This window comes from Pseudomonas sp. 57B-090624 (genome assembly GCF_003234055.1).
In the GTDB taxonomy this organism is placed as follows: domain Bacteria; phylum Pseudomonadota; class Gammaproteobacteria; order Pseudomonadales; family Pseudomonadaceae; genus Metapseudomonas; species Metapseudomonas tohonis.
The window spans coordinates 52,195-68,494 of sequence record NZ_QKRU01000039.1; the positions used below are offsets into that span (position 1 = coordinate 52,195).

The window sequence follows — 16,300 nt, forward strand, 5'->3', positions numbered from 1 at the left end:
CCATGCGACTCCCCAGCAAACTGCTGCTCACCGCCGCCCTCGGCGCCCTCCTCGTCGGCCAGGCACAGGCCCATGGCCTCTGGACCGAACAGCGCCGCGGCAACATCGAGGTGATCTATGGGCACGGCGCCGAGGACGACGCCTTCAAGGCCGAAAAGGTCAGCGGCGCCTGGGCCTATGACGCGGCCGGCAAGATGATCCCGGTCACCGTTCAGCGCCTCGACGACCACGCCCGCCTGCAGCCCCTCAAGCCACCGGCCAGCCTGGCCGTGGCGCTGGACAACGGCGCCTGGTCGCAGACCGCCGACAAGCAGTGGATCAACAAGGGCCGCGACCAGGTGAAGGGCGCTGTCGCCTCCATCCACACCTGGAAGTACAGCCTGGCGGTCTACCAGGAAGGCGCGAAGCTGCCGGCCCTGGAGCGCGTGCGCCTGGTCATCGTGCCGCAGGTCGACCCGCTTGCCGTCGGCCCGGGCAAACCGCTGCCCGTCCAGGTACTGATGGACGGCAAGCCGGCGGCGGGCATCGAGCTGTTCGGCGACTACCGCAGCGATCCGCACACCGTCAGCGCCACCACCGATGCCCAGGGCAAGGCCAAGGTACTGGTGCGCAACGCCGGTCTCAACGTGATCGCCGCCCAGGCCACGGTGAAGAGCGACAAGGACCCGGAAGCCGAGGAGCACGGCTTCTTCACCTCATTGACCTTCGTCGGCGAAGCGCATCACGAGTAACAGGCAGCACCTGTCCATGAAAAAAGCCGAGGCGGTTTCCCGTCTCGGCTTTTCTGGTTCTCGCCCCTGGAGTCAGGCGGCGTCGAGTGCATCCAGCAGCGCCTGGTTCTGCTCCGGCGTGCCGATGGTGATGCGCAGGAACTGGGCGATGCGCGCCTGCTTGAAATGGCGCACGATCACGCCCTTCTCGCGCAGGCCGGCAGCGATACCCGCTGCATCCTTGCCCGGGTGCCGGGCGAAGACGAAGTTGGCCGCCGAGGGCAGCACCTCGAAGCCACGCTTTTCCAGTTCGCTCACCACCCGCTCGCGACTGTCGATGACCTTGGCGCAGGTCTGCTCGAACCACTCGCGGTCCTCGAACGCCGCAGCGGCGCCGACTATGGCCATGCGATCCAGCGGGTAGGAGTTGAAGCTGTTCTTGATGCGCTCCAGGGCCTCGATCAGGTCCGGGTGTCCCACCGCCAGGCCCACGCGCAGGCCGGCCAGGGAACGGGACTTGGACAGGGTCTGGGTGACCAGCAGGTTCGGGTAGCGGTCCACCAGGGCGATGGCGCTCTCACCACCGAAGTCGATGTAGGCCTCGTCGACCACCACCACCGAGTCCGGGCTGCCCTGCAGCAGCTTCTCCACCGCCTCCAGCGCCAGCAGGCAGCCAGTGGGGGCGTTGGGGTTGGGGAAGATGATGCCGGCGTTGGGGCGCGCATAGTCCTCGACGCGTATCTGGAACTGCTCGTCCAGCGGCAGAGCCTCGAACGGGATGCCGTAGAGGCCGCAATAGACCGGGTAGAAGCTGTAGGTCACGTCCGGGAACAACAGCGGCCGGCCGTGCTGGAACAGGCCATGGAAGATGTGCGCCAGCACCTCGTCGGAGCCGTTGCCGACGAACACCTGGGTGGTCTGCACGCCGTAGTGCTCGGCCACAGCCTGCTTGAGGCGGTCGCTGTTCGGGTCCGGGTACAGGCGCAGGCTGTCGCCCAGCTCCGCCTGCATGGCCGCAATGGCCTTCGGCGAGGGGCCGTAGGGGTTCTCGTTGGTGTTCAGCTTCACCAGGTTGGCGATCTTCGGCTGCTCGCCCGGAACGTAGGGCACCAATTCCTTGACGAAGGGACTCCAGAACTTGCTCATCGTCATTCTCCCTTGATCCGGTATTCGGCGCTGCGGGCGTGGGCGGTCAGCGACTCGCCACGGGCCAGCACGGACGCGGTCTTGCCCAGCTCCGAGGCACCGTCCGCGGAGCAGAAGATGATCGACGAGCGCTTCTGGAAGTCATACACGCCCAGCGGCGAGGAGAAACGCGCGGTGCCGGAAGTGGGCAGCACATGGTTCGGGCCGGCGCAGTAGTCGCCCAGCGCCTCGGCGGTGTAGCGGCCCATGAAGATGGCGCCGGCATGGCGGATCTGCGGCAGCCAGGCCTGCGGGTCGGCAACAGACAGCTCCAGGTGCTCGGGGGCGATGCGGTTGGCGACGGTGATCGCCTGCTGCATGTCGGCGACCTGGATCAGCGCGCCACGACCTTCGAGGGAGGTGCGGATGATTTCGGCACGCTCCATGGTCGGCAGCAGCTTGTCGATGCTGGCGGCCACCTTGTCGAGGAACTCGGCATCGGGGCTGACCAGGATGGACTGGGCGTCTTCGTCGTGCTCGGCCTGAGAGAACAGGTCCATGGCGATCCAGTCCGGGTCGGTCTGGCCGTCGCAGACGACGAGGATCTCCGAGGGACCGGCGATCATGTCGATGCCTACCTGGCCGAACACGTGGCGCTTGGCGGTGGCGACATAGATGTTGCCGGGGCCGACGATCTTGTCCACCTGGGGCACGCTCTCGGTGCCATAGGCCAGTGCGGCCACGGCCTGGGCCCCGCCGATGGTGAAGACGCGGTCGACGCCGGCCACGCAGGCGGCAGCGAGGACGATTTCGTTGATCTCGCCACGCGGGGTCGGCACGACCATCACCACTTCGGCGACGCCGGCGACCTTCGCGGGGATGGCGTTCATCAGCACGGACGACGGGTAGGACGCCTTGCCGCCCGGCACGTAGAGGCCGGCGCGGTCCAGCGGGGTGACCTGCTGGCCCAGCACGGTGCCATCGGCCTCGGTGTAGGTCCAGGAATCCTGTTTCTGTTTCTCGTGGTAGAGGCGCACGCGCTCGGCGGCGGTCTCTAGGGCCTGGCGCTGCTCGGCGGTGATGCGGGTCAGGGCCAGTTCCAGGCGCTCGCGCGGCAGGATCAGGTCAGCCATGGAGTCGACGGCCAGGCCATCGAAACGCTGGGTGAATTCGACCAGGGCGGAATCGCCACGCTCGCGCACGGCCTTGATGATGTCGAGGACGCGCTGGTTGACCGACTCGTCGGATACGCTTTCCCAGCTCAGCAGATGATCCAGATGACGAGCGAAGTCCGGATCAGCGGCATTGAGTCGGCGAACAGCGGTTTGAACGGTCATAGCGGGCCTCGTTATTGGCAAATGCTCGGGCGCCGCTAGAGTAGCAAGCCCACCGTGCGGGCACCCGAGATTATTGGCTATGACACGGATAGGCGGGTGCGGCCGGAGCCGCACGGGTGTCAGTCGTGGTGTCGCGACTCGACCGCTTGGCGCAGGGTGTCGATCAGCGCCTGGATACGGGCGTGCTGCATCTTCATCGAGGCCTTGTTGACCACCAAGCGGGAGCTGATGGTGGCGATCAGTTCCTGGGGCTCCAGGCCATTGGCGCGCAGGGTGTTGCCAGTGTCGACCACGTCGATGATCTTGTCGGCCAGGCCGACCAGCGGGGCCAGCTCCATGGAGCCGTAGAGCTTGATCACTTCGACCTGGCGACCCTGTTCGGCGTAGTAGCGCTTGGCGACGTTGACGAACTTGGTGGCCACGCGCAGGCGCCCCTTGGGTTCGGGCACGCCGACCGCGCCAGCGGTCATCAGCTTGCAACGGGCGATGCGCAAGTCCAGGGGCTCGTACAGGCCCTGGCCACCGTACTCCATCAGCACATCCTTGCCGGCCACGCCGAGGTCCGCCGCACCATGCTCGACATAGGTCGGCACGTCGGTGGCACGGACGATCAGCAGGCGCACATCATCCTGGGTGGTGGGGATGATCAGCTTGCGGCTCTTGTCCGGGTTCTCGGTGGGAACGATGCCCGCCTCCGCCAGCAGCGGCAGGGTGTCGTCGAGGATGCGGCCCTTGGATAACGCGATGGTGAGCATGGAACTGGATGTCCTTGGCTTCGGCCCTCTGCGGGCCCTTGAGGGTGCGTGCGGGCCGACCGTCAGCGGTCGGCCCGAGCGTCACCTAACCCGGCACGCGGCGGATCTTGGCGCCGAGCAGCTGCAGTTTTTCCTCGATGCACTCGTAACCACGGTCGATGTGGTAGATGCGGTCGATCAGGGTGTCGCCCTCGGCGACCAGGCCGGCGATGACCAGGCTGGCGGACGCCCGCAGGTCGGTGGCCATGACCGGAGCGCCCTTGAGCTGCGGAACGCCGGTGACGATGGCGGTGTTGCCCTCGACCAGGATCTGCGCACCCATGCGGTTCATCTCGTAGACGTGCATGAAGCGGTTTTCGAACACGGTCTCGATGACCGCGCCGGTGCCTTCGGCCACGGCGTTCATGGAAATGAACTGGGCCTGCATGTCGGTGGGGAACGCCGGGTAGGGCGCGGTGCGCACGTTGACCGCTTTCGGGCGGTTGCCCTTCATGTCCAGCTCGATCCAGTTGTTGCCGGTGCTGATGTGAGCCCCGGCCTCTTCCAGCTTCAGCAGCACGGATTCGAGGATGGTCGGATCGGTGTCCTTGAGCTTGACGCGGCCACCGGTGGAAGCGGCGGCGACCAGGTAGGTGCCGGTCTCGATGCGGTCGGGCATCACGCTGTAGCGCGCGCCGCCGAGGCGCTTCACGCCGTCGATGATGATGGTGTCGGTGCCGGCGCCCTGGATCTGCGCGCCCATGGCGATCAGGCAGTTGGCCAGGTCGACCACTTCCGGCTCGCGTGCGGCGTTTTCCAGCACGGTACGGCCGTTGGCCAGGGTGGCGGCCATCATGATGTTCTCGGTACCGGTCACGCTCACGGTATCGAAGAAGAAGTGTGCGCCACGCAGGCCACCAGCCGGTGCGCGGGCCTTGATGTAGCCGCCGTCGACGTCGATCAGCGCGCCCATGGCCTCGAGGCCGCGGATGTGCAGGTCGACCGGGCGGGAACCGATCGCGCAGCCACCTGGCAGCGCCACTTCGGCTTCACCGAAGCGCGCGACCATCGGGCCGAGCACCAGGATCGAGGCGCGCATGGTCTTCACCAGCTCGTAGGGTGCGACCAGGGTCTTGATGGTGCTGGCGTCGACTTCGACGCTGAGCTTCTCGTCGATCACCGGCTGCACGCCCATGCGACCGAAGAGTTCGATCATCGTGGTGATGTCGTGCAGGTGCGGCAGGTTGCACACGGTGACCGGCGTATCGGCCAGCAAGGTGGCCGCGAGGATCGGCAGGGCCGAGTTCTTGGCGCCCGAAATACGGATTTCGCCATCGAGGCGTTGGCCGCCGGTAATAATCAGTTTGTCCATTTGGAATCTCGTCGCCCGTAGGCTCAGGAACGCTCGGCCCAGCCAGCGCGGCTGAAGAATTTCATGGTGACCGCGTGGATGCTGCCATCGGCGATCCAGGCGTTCAGATGGGCATAAACCTGCTGCTGGCGCTTGACCGGGCTCATGCCGGCCAGCTCGTCGCTGATCAGATTCAACTGGAAGTTGCAGCCTTCCCCTTCAACTACCACCTCGGTTCCGGGCAGCTTCGCCTCCAGGAGGCTTTTCACTTCTACGGCCTGCATGCTCAACCTCAATCGGCGCCCTACGCGCGCGGGTCGGCCATGATACAAAAAAGCCCTCCGCCTGCGAACCCCGCACGAGCAAGGTCTGACGGAGGGCTTTCGACGTCTTTCACACTTCCAGCGGCAGCAGCTCGTCGAGCCCGGAGACGCCGGCGATCTGCCGCATGTCCTCGGGCAAGGCGCGGATGGTCAGCGTCTTGCCGGCCTGGCGCGCGTCACGCATGAAGGCCAGGAGCAACGAAAGGCCGACGCTGCTGGACTTCTCGACGCCGGAGCAGTCCAGCACCAGGTCGCTCAGGCCGTGCTCGCGGATCAGCCGGGCGCCGGTCTCGCGCAATTCGGGGCCGCTACGGAAGTCCAGCACACCGGAGAGCTTCAACTCCCCGCCGGTGCCGGTGCTGAGCGTTGCCTCACTCATGACCGGCAGCCTTCTGGCCTTCCTCGGTCTGCTTGGCCTTGGCCACTACCTCGGCCCAGCCGTCGATGGTCTTGTCCAGGTCGTTGCCATTCTTCTGCATGGTGTCGGCGAACTGGTCGCGGAACAGCTTGCCGATGTTGATGCCGTTGATGATCACGTTGCGCAACATCCACTGGCCGTCGAGGTTGACCATGGTGTAGGACACCGGATAGACCGTACCCTTGCTGTCCTTCACTTCCATACCGACGCTGGTGCGCTCGGGATCTTCCTGCTTGGCGGGCAGCACGCGGATGTCCTGGTTGTCGTACTCCAGCAGGGCGTTGCCGTAGAACTGCATCAGGCTGCGCTTGAAGTTCTCCTGGAAGCGGGTCATCTGCTCCGGGGTCGCATTGCGCGAGTACTTGACCGTCATGATGCTGCGGGAGATGCCATCGGCATCCACCACCGGACCGAGGATGTCGTTCAGCGCGTCGTAGAAGGCGCCCGGGTTGCTGCGGTACTGCTGCTTGTTGGCCTTGAGGTCGCTGAGCAGCTTGTCGGTGGTCTGCTGCACCACATCGCGCGCGCTCGGCGCCGCATTGGCCAGCAGGGGCAGCGCGGCGAGCAGAACCAGCAGGCCGTTACGCATTGCTTTGATCATGTCGAAGGTCCTCACTTGCTTTCCTTATTCACCGTGTTGAGCAGGAACTTGCCGATCAGGTCCTCCAGCACCAGCGCCGACTGGGTGTCGCGGATGGTGCCGCCGTCCTTCAGCAACTGGTCGTCGCCGCCGACGCTGATGCCGATGTACTTCTCGCCCAGCAGGCCGGCAGTGAGGATGGAAGCGGTGGAATCGGTCGGCAGGTTGTCGACGCGCTTCTCCAGCTCCATGGTGACCCTGCCGGTGTAGCTTTCGCGGTCCAGATCGATGGCGGTGACCTTGCCGATGGTCACACCGGCCATGGTCACTTTTGCTCTGACAGTCAAACCGGCGATATTGTCGAAATGCGCATAGACCTTATAGGTTTCGCTGGCGCCACCGACCGACAGGCCGCTCACGCGCAGCGCCAGGAGCAGCAGGGCGAGCAACCCGGCCAGGAGGAACAGGCCGACACCAATTTCCAGGGTGCGGATTTGCATCAGAAATCTCCAAACATCAAGGCGGTCAGGATGAAGTCGAGCCCCAGCACGGCCAGCGAGGCATAGACCACGGTTTTAGTCGTTGCGCGGCTGATCCCTTCGGAGGTCGGCTCGCAGTCATACCCCTGGAACACGGCGATCCAGGTCACCACGAAGGCGAAGACCACGCTTTTCAGCACGCCATTCAGCACATCTTCGGTGAATTCGACACTGTTCTGCATGTTGGCCCAGAAGGAGCCATCGTAGACCCCCAGCCAATCGACGGCGACCATCGCACCGCCCCAGATTCCCACCACGCTGAAGATCATCGCCAGCAACGGCATGGATATGAAGCCGGCCCAGAGCCGGGGGGCGATGATGTACTTGAGCGGGTCGACACCGATCATCTCCAGGCTGGAGAGCTGCTCGGTGGACTTCATGTTGCCGATCTCGGCCGCCAGCGCGGAACCGGCACGCCCGGCGAACAGCAGCGCGGTGACCACGGGCCCCAGCTCACGCAGCAAGGTCAGCGCGACCATCTGGCCGACCGCCTGCTCAGAGCCGTACTCCACCAGGATGTTGTAGCCCTGCAAGGCCAGCACCATGCCGATGAAGACACCGGATACGACGATGATCGGCAGCGACAGTACGCCGACGAAATACAGTTGCTTGACCAACAGCTGGAAACCCGCGCCGGTGCCGGTGCGCCCGAACAGCGCACGCAGCAGGAACAGGGTGGAACGGCCCAGCGCCTCGACGACGTCCAGGCCGGCACGCCCGAGCAGGCGGATGCGCTCGAGCGGAGACTTCTTACGCATCAACGCTCTCCCAGCAAATCGTTGCGGTAATCGGGTGCCGGGAAGTGAAAAGGCACCGGCCCGTCGGGGATGCCTTTCATGAACTGGCGGATCCTCGGGTTATCCGACTCCATGAGCTCCGCGGGGGTCCCCTGCCCCAGCACCTGGGCATCCCCCACCACATAGATGTAGTCGGCGATGCTGGCGGTTTCCGCCAGGTCATGGGACACCACGATGCTGGTGATGCCCAGGGCATCGTTGAGGAGACGGATAAGCCGTACCAGCACGCCCATGGCGATAGGGTCCTGGCCGACGAAAGGCTCGTCGTACATGAGGATCTGCGGGTCCAGCGCGATGGCGCGGGCCAGCGCCACACGGCGCTTCATGCCGCCGGAGAGCTCGTCGGGCATCAGGTCGATGGCGCCGCGCAGGCCGACTGCCTGCAGCTTCATCAGGACAATGTCACGAATCATTTCCTCGGGCAGCTTGGTATGCACCCGAAGCGGGAAGGCGACGTTCTCGAACACATCGAGATCGGTGAACAGCGCACCGCTCTGGAACAGCACGCCGAACTGCTTGCGCATGTCGAACAGGTCGGCCCGGGACAGCGTCGGCAGGTTCTGCCCGTTGACCCAGACCTCTCCGGCCGCCGGCTTGAGCTGCGCGGCGATGAGGCGCAGCAGGGTGGTCTTGCCACAACCGGACGGCCCCATGATCCCGGTGACCTTGCCACGCGGGATACGGATATCGACGTTCTGGAAAATACTGCGTGTGCCGCGATTGAAGGTGACGCCCTTCAACTCGACGGCGTAAGCGTTATCAGCGCTCATCTGTACTCCTTGCGATGCGGCCATCCCTGCTGAAGACGTCGCCTCCGGCAGCCGGGACACGATGCCTGAGGGGTGGCCGAACAGGCGGCGAACTATAGCATCGCAGCACAATGCCACCCAAGGCCGCAGCGCCCCATTGTTCAGGCCTGAGACAGGTTTCTCCACCGGGGCATGCAATGAAGGGTGAGCGAACGACTCTTTGCCGGTATAATCCCCGCCTTTTCCTCGGCAACTGCACTCTCCACATGAGCCAGTCCAGCGATCTGATCCAATCCGCACACCGCACCATCCGCCTGGAACGTGAAGCCATCGACACCCTGCTCGGCAGGATCGACGCCGACTTCGTCCGTGCCTGCGAGCTGATCCTCGCCTGCAAGGGCCGCGTCGTGGTGGTGGGCATGGGCAAGTCCGGCCACATCGGCAAGAAGGTCGCCGCGACCCTGGCCAGCACCGGCACGCCGGCCTTCTTCGTCCATCCTGCCGAGGCCAGCCACGGCGACATGGGCATGATCACCCCGGACGATGTGGTGCTGGCCCTGTCGAATTCCGGCTCCACCGCCGAGATCGTCACCCTGCTGCCCCTGATCAAGCGCCTCGGCATCACCCTCATCAGCATGACCGGCAACCCGCAGTCGCCGCTGGCAAAGGCCGCCGAAGCCAATCTCGACGCCCGCGTCGAGCACGAAGCCTGCCCGCTGAACCTGGCCCCGACCTCTTCCACCACCGCATCGCTGGTACTGGGCGACGCCCTGGCCATCGCCCTGCTGGAGGCCCGTGGGTTCACTGCCGAGGACTTTGCCTTCTCCCATCCCGGTGGCGCCCTGGGCCGCCGCCTGCTGCTGAAGGTCGAGAACATCATGCACGGCGGCGACAGCCTGCCCCGCGTCGAGCGCGGCACCTCGCTGCGCGATGCACTGCTGGAAATGACCCGCAAGGGCCTGGGCATGACCGCCGTGCTGGAGAGCGACGGCAGGCTGGCCGGGATCTTCACCGACGGCGACCTGCGCCGCACCCTGGACAAGGGCGTGGACGTGCGCCAGGCCAGCATCGACGACGTGATGACGGCACACGGCAAGACCGTGCGGGCCGAGATGCTCGCCGCCGAAGCCCTGAAGATCATGGACGACCACAAGATCAACGTACTGGTGGTGGTGGACGACAACGACACCCCCATTGGCGCCCTGCACATCCACGACCTGACCCGCGCCGGGGTGATCTGAATGAGCGACGACCTGCTGCAACGCGCCAAGGGCATCCGCCTGGCGGTCTTCGACGTCGATGGCGTACTCACCGACGGCAAGCTCTACTTCCTGGTCGACGGCAGCGAATTCAAGACCTTCAATACCCTGGATGGCCACGGCATCAAGATGCTGATCAACTCCGGCGTACGCACCGCGATCATCTCCGGCCGCAGCACCCCGGTGGTCGAGCGCCGCGCCCGCAACCTCGGCATCCAGCACCTCTACCAGGGCCGCGAGGACAAGATGGCGGTGCTCGACGAACTGCTCGCGGAGCTGAGCCTGGACTACCAGCAGGTCGCCTACCTCGGCGATGACCTGCCCGACCTGCCGGTGATCCGCCGCGTCGGCCTGGGCATGGCCGTTGCCAGTGCCGACGGCTTCGTCCGCCAGCACGCCCACGGCACCACCCGGGCACGCGGTGGCGAAGGCGCCGCCCGCGAATTCTGCGAACTGATCATGCGCGCCCAGGGCAGCCTCGACGCTGCGCAGGCCGCCTACCTCTAGGTCCAGAACATGCCGAAGAACTTCCGCCTCGCCCTGATCCTGATCCCGGTCGCCGCCCTGCTGATCGCGCTGGGCTACTGGAACATCCGCCCGGAAAGCTTCATGGAGCGCCAGGCCAGCACACAGGCGGACGAGAACGCCATCGACTTCTATGTGGTCAATGCCTCCAGCGTGCAGTACCTGGAAGACGGCAAGCGTCACTACGAGATGACCGCCGCCAAGCTGGAACACGTCAAGGCCAGCGACGTCACGCTGCTGACCACCCCGGACCTGCAGCTCTACCGCGGCACCGAATTCCCCTGGCACGTGCAGAGCGAGCGCGGCGAGGTGGGCCCCGAGGGTGAGCAGGTGGAACTGATCGACAAGGTCCGCGTTGCACGCACCGATGCCAAGGGCCGGCCGACCATTCTCACCACCAGCCGCCTGACCGTGTTCCCGGACAAGCAATATGCGGAAACCCAGCAAGCCGTTAGAATCGACGCCGCCAACGGGGTTACCACGGCACAAGGAATGAAAGCGTACTTGAATGACAGCAGGATGATCCTGCAGTCCAACGTAAGAGGCCAGCATGAGGTTCGTTAAAACCCTCCCCCTACTGCTCAGCCTGGGTGCCGCACTCGGAAGTGCCAGCGCCTGGGCGCTGCCCAGCGACCGCGATCAGCCGATCCGGGTCCAGGCCGACAGCGCCGAGCTCGACGACAAGCAAGGTGTGGCGGTCTATCGCGGTGATGTCGTGATCACCCAGGGCACCCTGAAGATCACCGGCGATACCGTGACCATCACCCAGAACGCCCAGGGTGAGCTGGAGGTCTTCACCTCGGTCGGCAAACCTGCCTACTACGAGCAGAAGCCTGCGGTGGACAAGCAGATCGTCAAGGCCTACGGCATGACCATCCAGTACTTCGCCGCCAACGAGCGCATCGTGCTGATCGACCAGGCCAAGGTGATCCAGGAAGGCAACACCTTCGAAGGCGAGAAGATCGTCTACGACACCCAGCGCCAGATCGTCAACGCAGGTCGCGCCACCGGCACCAATGTCGGCACCCCGCGCCCGCGCATCGACATGGTCATCCAGCCGAAGAAGAAAGAGCAGCAAGCGGGACAAGCACAGTAATGGCGACCCTCAAAGCCCAGCACCTGGCGAAGAGCTACAAGAGCCGCCAGGTGGTACGTGATGTCAGCCTGTCCATCGACAGCGGCCAGATCGTCGGCCTGCTCGGCCCCAACGGCGCCGGCAAGACCACCTGCTTCTACATGATCGTGGGCCTGGTGAAAGCCGACCAGGGCCGCGTGCTCATCGACCAGCAGGACGTTACCCACCAGCCCATGCACGGCCGCGCCCGCGCCGGCATCGGCTACCTGCCTCAGGAAGCCTCGATCTTCCGCAAGCTCAGCGTGGCCGACAACATCATGGCCATTCTCGAGACCCGCAAGGAGCTCGACCGCGCCGGCCGCCATCGCGAGCTGGAGAGCCTGCTGCAGGAATTCCACATCAGCCACATCCGCGACAGCATCGGCATGAGCCTGTCCGGTGGTGAACGCCGTCGCGTCGAGATCGCCCGCGCCCTGGCCACTGCCCCCAAGTTCATCCTGCTCGACGAACCCTTTGCCGGTGTCGACCCCATCTCCGTGGGCGACATCAAGCAGATCATCCACCACCTCAAGGCGAAGGGGATCGGCGTGCTGATCACCGACCACAACGTCCGCGAGACCCTGGACATCTGCGAAACCGCCTACATCGTGAATGACGGCCAACTCATCGCCGAAGGCAGTGCGGAAGAGATCCTGGCCAACCAGCTGGTCAAGGAAGTCTACCTGGGGCACGAATTCCGCCTCTGAAGGCCAGCCCTGCACGCAGAAGTTGCGAGCAGTAGAAAAATCATTCAAGGTCAGGCATATAATTTGCTTCCTGGTGGCGCCTCGGCGCCCTGTAGTGGATGGCGCATGCGCGCCGGCGAATAAGGTGCTAAGCCCCCTGCCATGAAACCATCGCTAGTCCTGAAGATGGGCCAGCAGCTGACGATGACCCCGCAGCTGCAACAGGCCATCCGCCTACTCCAACTGTCCACCCTGGATCTGCAGCAGGAAATCCAGGAGGCACTGGAGTCCAATCCCATGCTCGAACGCCAGGAGGAAGGAGAGGACTTCGACAACTCCGACCCCATGGCCGAAAGCGAGCAGCAGCCCAACTCCGCCAGCCAGGAATCCAGCTTCCAGGAATCCAGCGTTCCCACTTCCGAGAGCGAGAGCCTCGAAGACGGCGAGTGGCACGAGCGCATCCCCAGTGAGCTGCCCGTGGACACCGCCTGGGAAGACGTCTACCAGACCAGCGCCAGCAGCCTGCCCAGCTCCGATGATGACGAATGGGATTTCACCTCCCGCACCTCGGTCGGCGAGAGCCTGCAGAGCCACCTGCTGTGGCAGCTCAACCTGGCGCCCATGTCCGATACCGATCGCCTGATCGGCGTCACCCTCATCGACTGCATCAACAATGACGGCTACCTGGAGGAAACCCTCGAGGAAGTCGTGGAGGCCTTCGACCCCGAGCTCGAGGTCGAGCTCGACGAAGTCGAGGTTGTCCTGCGTCGTATCCAGCAGTTCGAGCCGGCGGGTGTCGGCGCTCGCGACCTGCGCGAATGCCTGCTCCTGCAGCTGCGCCAGTTGCCGGCCAAGACCCCATGGCTGAGCGAGGCCCAACGCCTGGCGGGCGACTATCTCGACCTGCTGGGCAGTCGCGACTACAGCCAGCTGATGCGCCGCATGAAGCTCAAGGAAGATGAGCTGCGCCAGGTGATCGAGCTGATCCAGGGTCTCAATCCGCGTCCCGGCTCGCAGATCGAAGCCAGCGAACCCGAGTACGTCGTGCCGGATGTCATCGTGCGCAAGCACAACGAGCGCTGGCTGGTGGAACTGAACCAGGAAGCCGTCCCTCGCCTGCGCGTGAACCCGCACTACGCCGGCTTCGTCCGCCGCGCCGACTCGAGCGCCGACAACACCTTCATGCGCAACCAGTTGCAGGAAGCACGCTGGTTCATCAAGAGCCTGCAAAGCCGCAACGAGACCCTGATGAAGGTGGCGACCCAGATCGTCGAGCACCAGCGCGGTTTCCTCGAATACGGCGACGAGGCGATGAAGCCCCTGGTGCTGCATGACATCGCCGAAGCGGTGGGCATGCACGAATCGACCATTTCGCGCGTCACGACCCAGAAATTCATGCACACCCCCCGTGGCATATACGAGCTGAAATACTTCTTCTCCAGCCACGTCAGCACCTCCGAAGGCGGTGAATGCTCGTCCACCGCCATCCGCGCGATCATCAAGAAACTGGTCGCGGCGGAAAATGCCAAAAAGCCGTTGAGCGACAGCAAGATCGCTGGTTTACTGGAAGCACAGGGTATCCAAGTGGCCCGCCGCACAGTCGCCAAGTACCGGGAATCCCTCGGGATAGCGCCTTCCAGCGAACGCAAGCGGCTGATGTGACGCGGATTGATCCACGCCAAAGTGTTCCGGTGGCAGGCCCGTTAGCCTGTCTCTTACACACGGGCAATAAGGAGAAAGCGGTATGCAAGTCAACATCAGTGGACATCAACTGGATGTGACCGACGCCCTGCGCGACTATGTCGTCGAGAAGTTCGACAGACTGGAGCGCCACTTCGACAAGATCACCAATGTGCAGGTGATCATGCAGGTGGAGAAACTGAAGCAGAAGATCGAAGCCACCCTGCACATCGCCGGTGGCGAGGTCGTGGCCAATGCGGAGCATGAAGACATGTACGCGGCCATCGACCTGCTTACGGACAAACTCGACCGCCAACTGATCAAACACAAGGAAAAGCAGCTGAACCGCCAGCAGGGCGCAACCGCCCGCTGACATTCCCCTTCCTATGATCCGACTTGAGCAAATCCTGACCCCCGGCCGTTCCCTCGTGAACGTGCCGGGCGGCAGCAAAAAACGTGTCCTGGAACAGATCGCCAACCTGGTTGCTCGCGAACTTCCCGACCTCGACTCGCAAGATATCTTCGAAAGCCTGATCGCCCGGGAGAAACTCGGCTCGACAGGTTTCGGCAACGGTATCGCCATCCCCCATTGCCGGCTTCCCGGCTGCGCCGCGCCCATCAGCGCCGTGCTGCGCCTGGAGGCCCCCGTCGACTTCGACGCCATCGACGGCGCCCCGGTGGACCTGCTGTTCGTACTGCTGGTCCCCGAAGCCGCTACCGACGAGCACCTGGAATTGCTCCGCCAGATCGCCAGCATGCTGGACCGCACCGAAGTGCGCGACCGCCTGCGCGTGGCGCAGAGCAGCGACAGCCTGTATCAGGTGGTAGTGGACGTCCAGAACGGACGCTAGGACCTTGCCATGCGCCTGATCATCGTCAGCGGCCGTTCAGGCTCAGGCAAGAGCACCGCCCTCGACGTCCTCGAGGACAACGGTTTCTACTGCATCGACAACCTGCCCGCCGGCCTCCTCCCCGAACTGGCCGAGCGCGCCCTGCTGCAGACCGAACTGCTGCATCCGCAGGTCGCCGTGTCCATCGACGCACGCAACCTGCCCAGCCAGCTCAAGCGCTTCCCCGAATTGCTCGAAGAAGCCCGCACCCGCCATATCCAATGCGACGTGCTGTACCTGGACGCGGATGACGAGACCCTGCTCAAGCGCTTCTCCGAAACCCGCCGGCGGCACCCGCTGACCAACGAGGACCGCTCCCTGGCCGAAGCCATCCTCGACGAGTCGAAGCTGCTCGCGCCCATTTCGGACCTGGCCGATCTGAAGATCGACACCACCCACCTCAACCTCTATCAGCTGCGCGACAGCATCAAGCTGCGCCTGCTGAACAAGCCCGAGCCGGGCACCGCCTTCCTCGTCGAGTCCTTTGGCTTCAAGCGTGGGATGCCGGTCGATGCCGACCTCGTGTTCGACGTGCGCTGCCTGCCCAACCCCTACTGGAAGCCAGAGCTGCGCGACCACTCCGGCCAGGATGCCATCGTCGCCGAATACCTGGCCGCACAGCCGGATGTCGAGGAGATGTACCAGGACATCCTCGGCTACCTGAACAAATGGTTGCCGCGCTTCGCCGCCAGCAACCGCGCCTATGTCACCGTCGCCATCGGCTGCACCGGCGGCCACCACCGCTCCGTGTACCTGGCCGAACGCCTCGGGCAGGCACTCAAACCCAACCTGAAGAACGTCCAGGTTCGCCACCGCGACCTCAGTTAAAGGATCCCCGCCGCGATGCCAGCCTGCGAAATCACCATCATCAACAAACTGGGGCTGCATGCCCGCGCCGCCGCCAAGTTCGTCGGCGTCGCCGGTCGCTACCCCTGCCAGATCCGCGTCGGTCGCACCCCGGAAAGCCTGGTGGACGGCAAGAGCATCATGGCCGTGATGATGCTCGCCGCAGGCAAGGGCACCTCCATCCACCTGCACACCGAAGGCGAGCAGGACGACGATGCGCTCAACGCGCTGATCGAACTGATCAACAATCGCTTCGACGAAGGCGAGTGAAGACAGTCCTCGACCCAGCGGCGCCAAGTGCGCCAGGTGCGCAGAGCACGCTGACACACCGCCGCGCGACACCTCCCCGCGTCGCCGCGTGAAGCATCGGCCGATCAGGCCAGCGCCGTATCCAGCACCATCATCAGACAGAAGCCCGCCGCCAGCCCCAGGCTCGCTGCGGTCTCATGCCCCTTGCGGTGGCACTCCGGAATGATTTCATGGGTCACCGCGAACAGCATCGCTCCCGCCGCCAAGGCCAGCCCCCAGGGCAACAGCAGCACCGACACCTGCACCAGCCAGGCGCAAAGCAACGCGAACAGCGGCTCGACCAACCCGGACGCCGCACCGATCAGCATCGCCCTGCCCCGTGACATAC

General features: G+C 64.6%; 22 protein-coding genes. 11 read left to right on the top strand and 11 right to left on the bottom strand.

Annotated features, from left to right (window positions below; translation table 11 throughout):
* The first annotated feature begins 2 nt into the window (after window positions 1-2).
* On the top strand, window positions 3-731 hold the full coding sequence (locus tag DMX10_RS18860) for a DUF4198 domain-containing protein (RefSeq protein ID WP_111262489.1): 729 nt from the start codon (window positions 3-5) through the stop codon (window positions 729-731).
* A 72-nt stretch (window positions 732-803) separates the two neighbouring features.
* Here DMX10_RS18860 and hisC read toward each other — a convergent pair whose 3' ends face one another.
* The 10 genes from hisC to DMX10_RS18910 form a co-directional block, all read right to left on the bottom strand.
* A complete protein-coding gene (gene hisC, locus DMX10_RS18865; RefSeq protein ID WP_111262490.1) occupies window positions 804-1,856 on the bottom strand; it encodes a histidinol-phosphate transaminase in 1,053 nt (350 codons plus the stop codon).
* A gap of 2 nt (window positions 1,857-1,858) precedes the next feature.
* Window positions 1,859-3,172, bottom strand: coding sequence for a histidinol dehydrogenase (gene hisD, locus DMX10_RS18870; RefSeq protein WP_111262491.1), 1,314 nt, complete (start codon window positions 3,170-3,172; stop codon window positions 1,859-1,861).
* Window positions 3,173-3,291: 119 nt separating this feature from the next.
* On the bottom strand, window positions 3,292-3,927 hold the full coding sequence (gene hisG / locus DMX10_RS18875; RefSeq protein ID WP_111262492.1) for an ATP phosphoribosyltransferase: 636 nt from the start codon (window positions 3,925-3,927) through the stop codon (window positions 3,292-3,294).
* Between the two features lie 85 nt (window positions 3,928-4,012).
* Window positions 4,013-5,278: a UDP-N-acetylglucosamine 1-carboxyvinyltransferase gene (gene murA, locus DMX10_RS18880; protein ID WP_043241471.1), complete on the bottom strand. Its 1,266-nt coding sequence runs from the start codon at window positions 5,276-5,278 to the stop codon at window positions 4,013-4,015.
* Window positions 5,279-5,301: 23 nt separating this feature from the next.
* On the bottom strand, window positions 5,302-5,541 hold the full coding sequence (locus DMX10_RS18885) for a BolA family protein (protein ID WP_111262493.1): 240 nt from the start codon (window positions 5,539-5,541) through the stop codon (window positions 5,302-5,304).
* A 109-nt stretch (window positions 5,542-5,650) separates the two neighbouring features.
* On the bottom strand, window positions 5,651-5,959 hold the full coding sequence (locus tag DMX10_RS18890; protein WP_111262494.1) for a lipid asymmetry maintenance protein MlaB: 309 nt from the start codon (window positions 5,957-5,959) through the stop codon (window positions 5,651-5,653).
* On the bottom strand, window positions 5,952-6,599 hold the full coding sequence (locus DMX10_RS18895; protein WP_111262505.1) for a phospholipid-binding protein MlaC: 648 nt from the start codon (window positions 6,597-6,599) through the stop codon (window positions 5,952-5,954). Before DMX10_RS18895 ends, DMX10_RS18890 begins: the two co-directional genes overlap by 8 nt.
* A gap of 11 nt (window positions 6,600-6,610) precedes the next feature.
* Entirely contained in the window at window positions 6,611-7,078 is a 468-nt protein-coding gene (gene mlaD / locus DMX10_RS18900; RefSeq protein ID WP_021217841.1) for an outer membrane lipid asymmetry maintenance protein MlaD, read from the bottom strand.
* On the bottom strand, window positions 7,078-7,875 hold the full coding sequence (gene mlaE, locus DMX10_RS18905) for a lipid asymmetry maintenance ABC transporter permease subunit MlaE (RefSeq protein ID WP_111262495.1): 798 nt from the start codon (window positions 7,873-7,875) through the stop codon (window positions 7,078-7,080). The genes mlaD and mlaE overlap by 1 nt, the downstream gene beginning before the upstream one ends.
* The gene (locus DMX10_RS18910) at window positions 7,875-8,684 is read right to left on the bottom strand and encodes an ABC transporter ATP-binding protein (protein ID WP_111262496.1); all 810 of its coding nucleotides are present in this window, start codon (window positions 8,682-8,684) and stop codon (window positions 7,875-7,877) included. Before DMX10_RS18910 ends, mlaE begins: the two co-directional genes overlap by 1 nt.
* Before the next feature lie 245 nt (window positions 8,685-8,929).
* Here DMX10_RS18910 and DMX10_RS18915 point away from each other — a divergent pair, with 245 nt between their 5' ends.
* From DMX10_RS18915 to DMX10_RS18960, 10 genes are all read left to right on the top strand, one after another.
* The gene (locus DMX10_RS18915) at window positions 8,930-9,904 is read left to right on the top strand and encodes a KpsF/GutQ family sugar-phosphate isomerase (protein WP_111262497.1); all 975 of its coding nucleotides are present in this window, start codon (window positions 8,930-8,932) and stop codon (window positions 9,902-9,904) included.
* Window positions 9,905-10,429 (top strand): HAD family hydrolase, encoded by a 525-nt coding sequence (locus DMX10_RS18920; RefSeq protein ID WP_111262498.1) that lies wholly within the window; start codon window positions 9,905-9,907, stop codon window positions 10,427-10,429.
* Window positions 10,430-10,438: 9 nt separating this feature from the next.
* A complete protein-coding gene (lptC, locus tag DMX10_RS18925) occupies window positions 10,439-11,011 on the top strand; it encodes an LPS export ABC transporter periplasmic protein LptC (protein WP_111262499.1) in 573 nt (190 codons plus the stop codon).
* A complete protein-coding gene (lptA, locus tag DMX10_RS18930; RefSeq protein ID WP_111262500.1) occupies window positions 10,998-11,543 on the top strand; it encodes a lipopolysaccharide transport periplasmic protein LptA in 546 nt (181 codons plus the stop codon). Before lptC ends, lptA begins: the two co-directional genes overlap by 14 nt.
* A complete protein-coding gene (gene lptB, locus DMX10_RS18935) occupies window positions 11,543-12,268 on the top strand; it encodes an LPS export ABC transporter ATP-binding protein (protein ID WP_021217834.1) in 726 nt (241 codons plus the stop codon). The genes lptA and lptB overlap by 1 nt, the downstream gene beginning before the upstream one ends.
* Before the next feature lie 141 nt (window positions 12,269-12,409).
* Entirely contained in the window at window positions 12,410-13,909 is a 1,500-nt protein-coding gene (locus DMX10_RS18940) for an RNA polymerase factor sigma-54 (RefSeq protein WP_111262501.1), read from the top strand.
* Between the two features lie 82 nt (window positions 13,910-13,991).
* A complete protein-coding gene (gene hpf / locus DMX10_RS18945) occupies window positions 13,992-14,300 on the top strand; it encodes a ribosome hibernation-promoting factor, HPF/YfiA family (protein WP_021217832.1) in 309 nt (102 codons plus the stop codon).
* 13 nt (window positions 14,301-14,313) lie between these two features.
* A complete protein-coding gene (gene ptsN, locus DMX10_RS18950; RefSeq protein ID WP_111262502.1) occupies window positions 14,314-14,778 on the top strand; it encodes a PTS IIA-like nitrogen regulatory protein PtsN in 465 nt (154 codons plus the stop codon).
* Between the two features lie 9 nt (window positions 14,779-14,787).
* A complete protein-coding gene (rapZ, locus tag DMX10_RS18955) occupies window positions 14,788-15,645 on the top strand; it encodes an RNase adapter RapZ (protein ID WP_111262503.1) in 858 nt (285 codons plus the stop codon).
* 15 nt (window positions 15,646-15,660) lie between these two features.
* A complete protein-coding gene (locus DMX10_RS18960; protein WP_111262504.1) occupies window positions 15,661-15,933 on the top strand; it encodes an HPr family phosphocarrier protein in 273 nt (90 codons plus the stop codon).
* A 104-nt stretch (window positions 15,934-16,037) separates the two neighbouring features.
* On the opposite strand, the gene DMX10_RS18965 is transcribed toward DMX10_RS18960, so the two are convergent.
* The coding region (locus tag DMX10_RS18965; protein ID WP_371921707.1) for a ZIP family metal transporter at window positions 16,038-16,300 on the bottom strand (263 nt) is incomplete at its 5' end.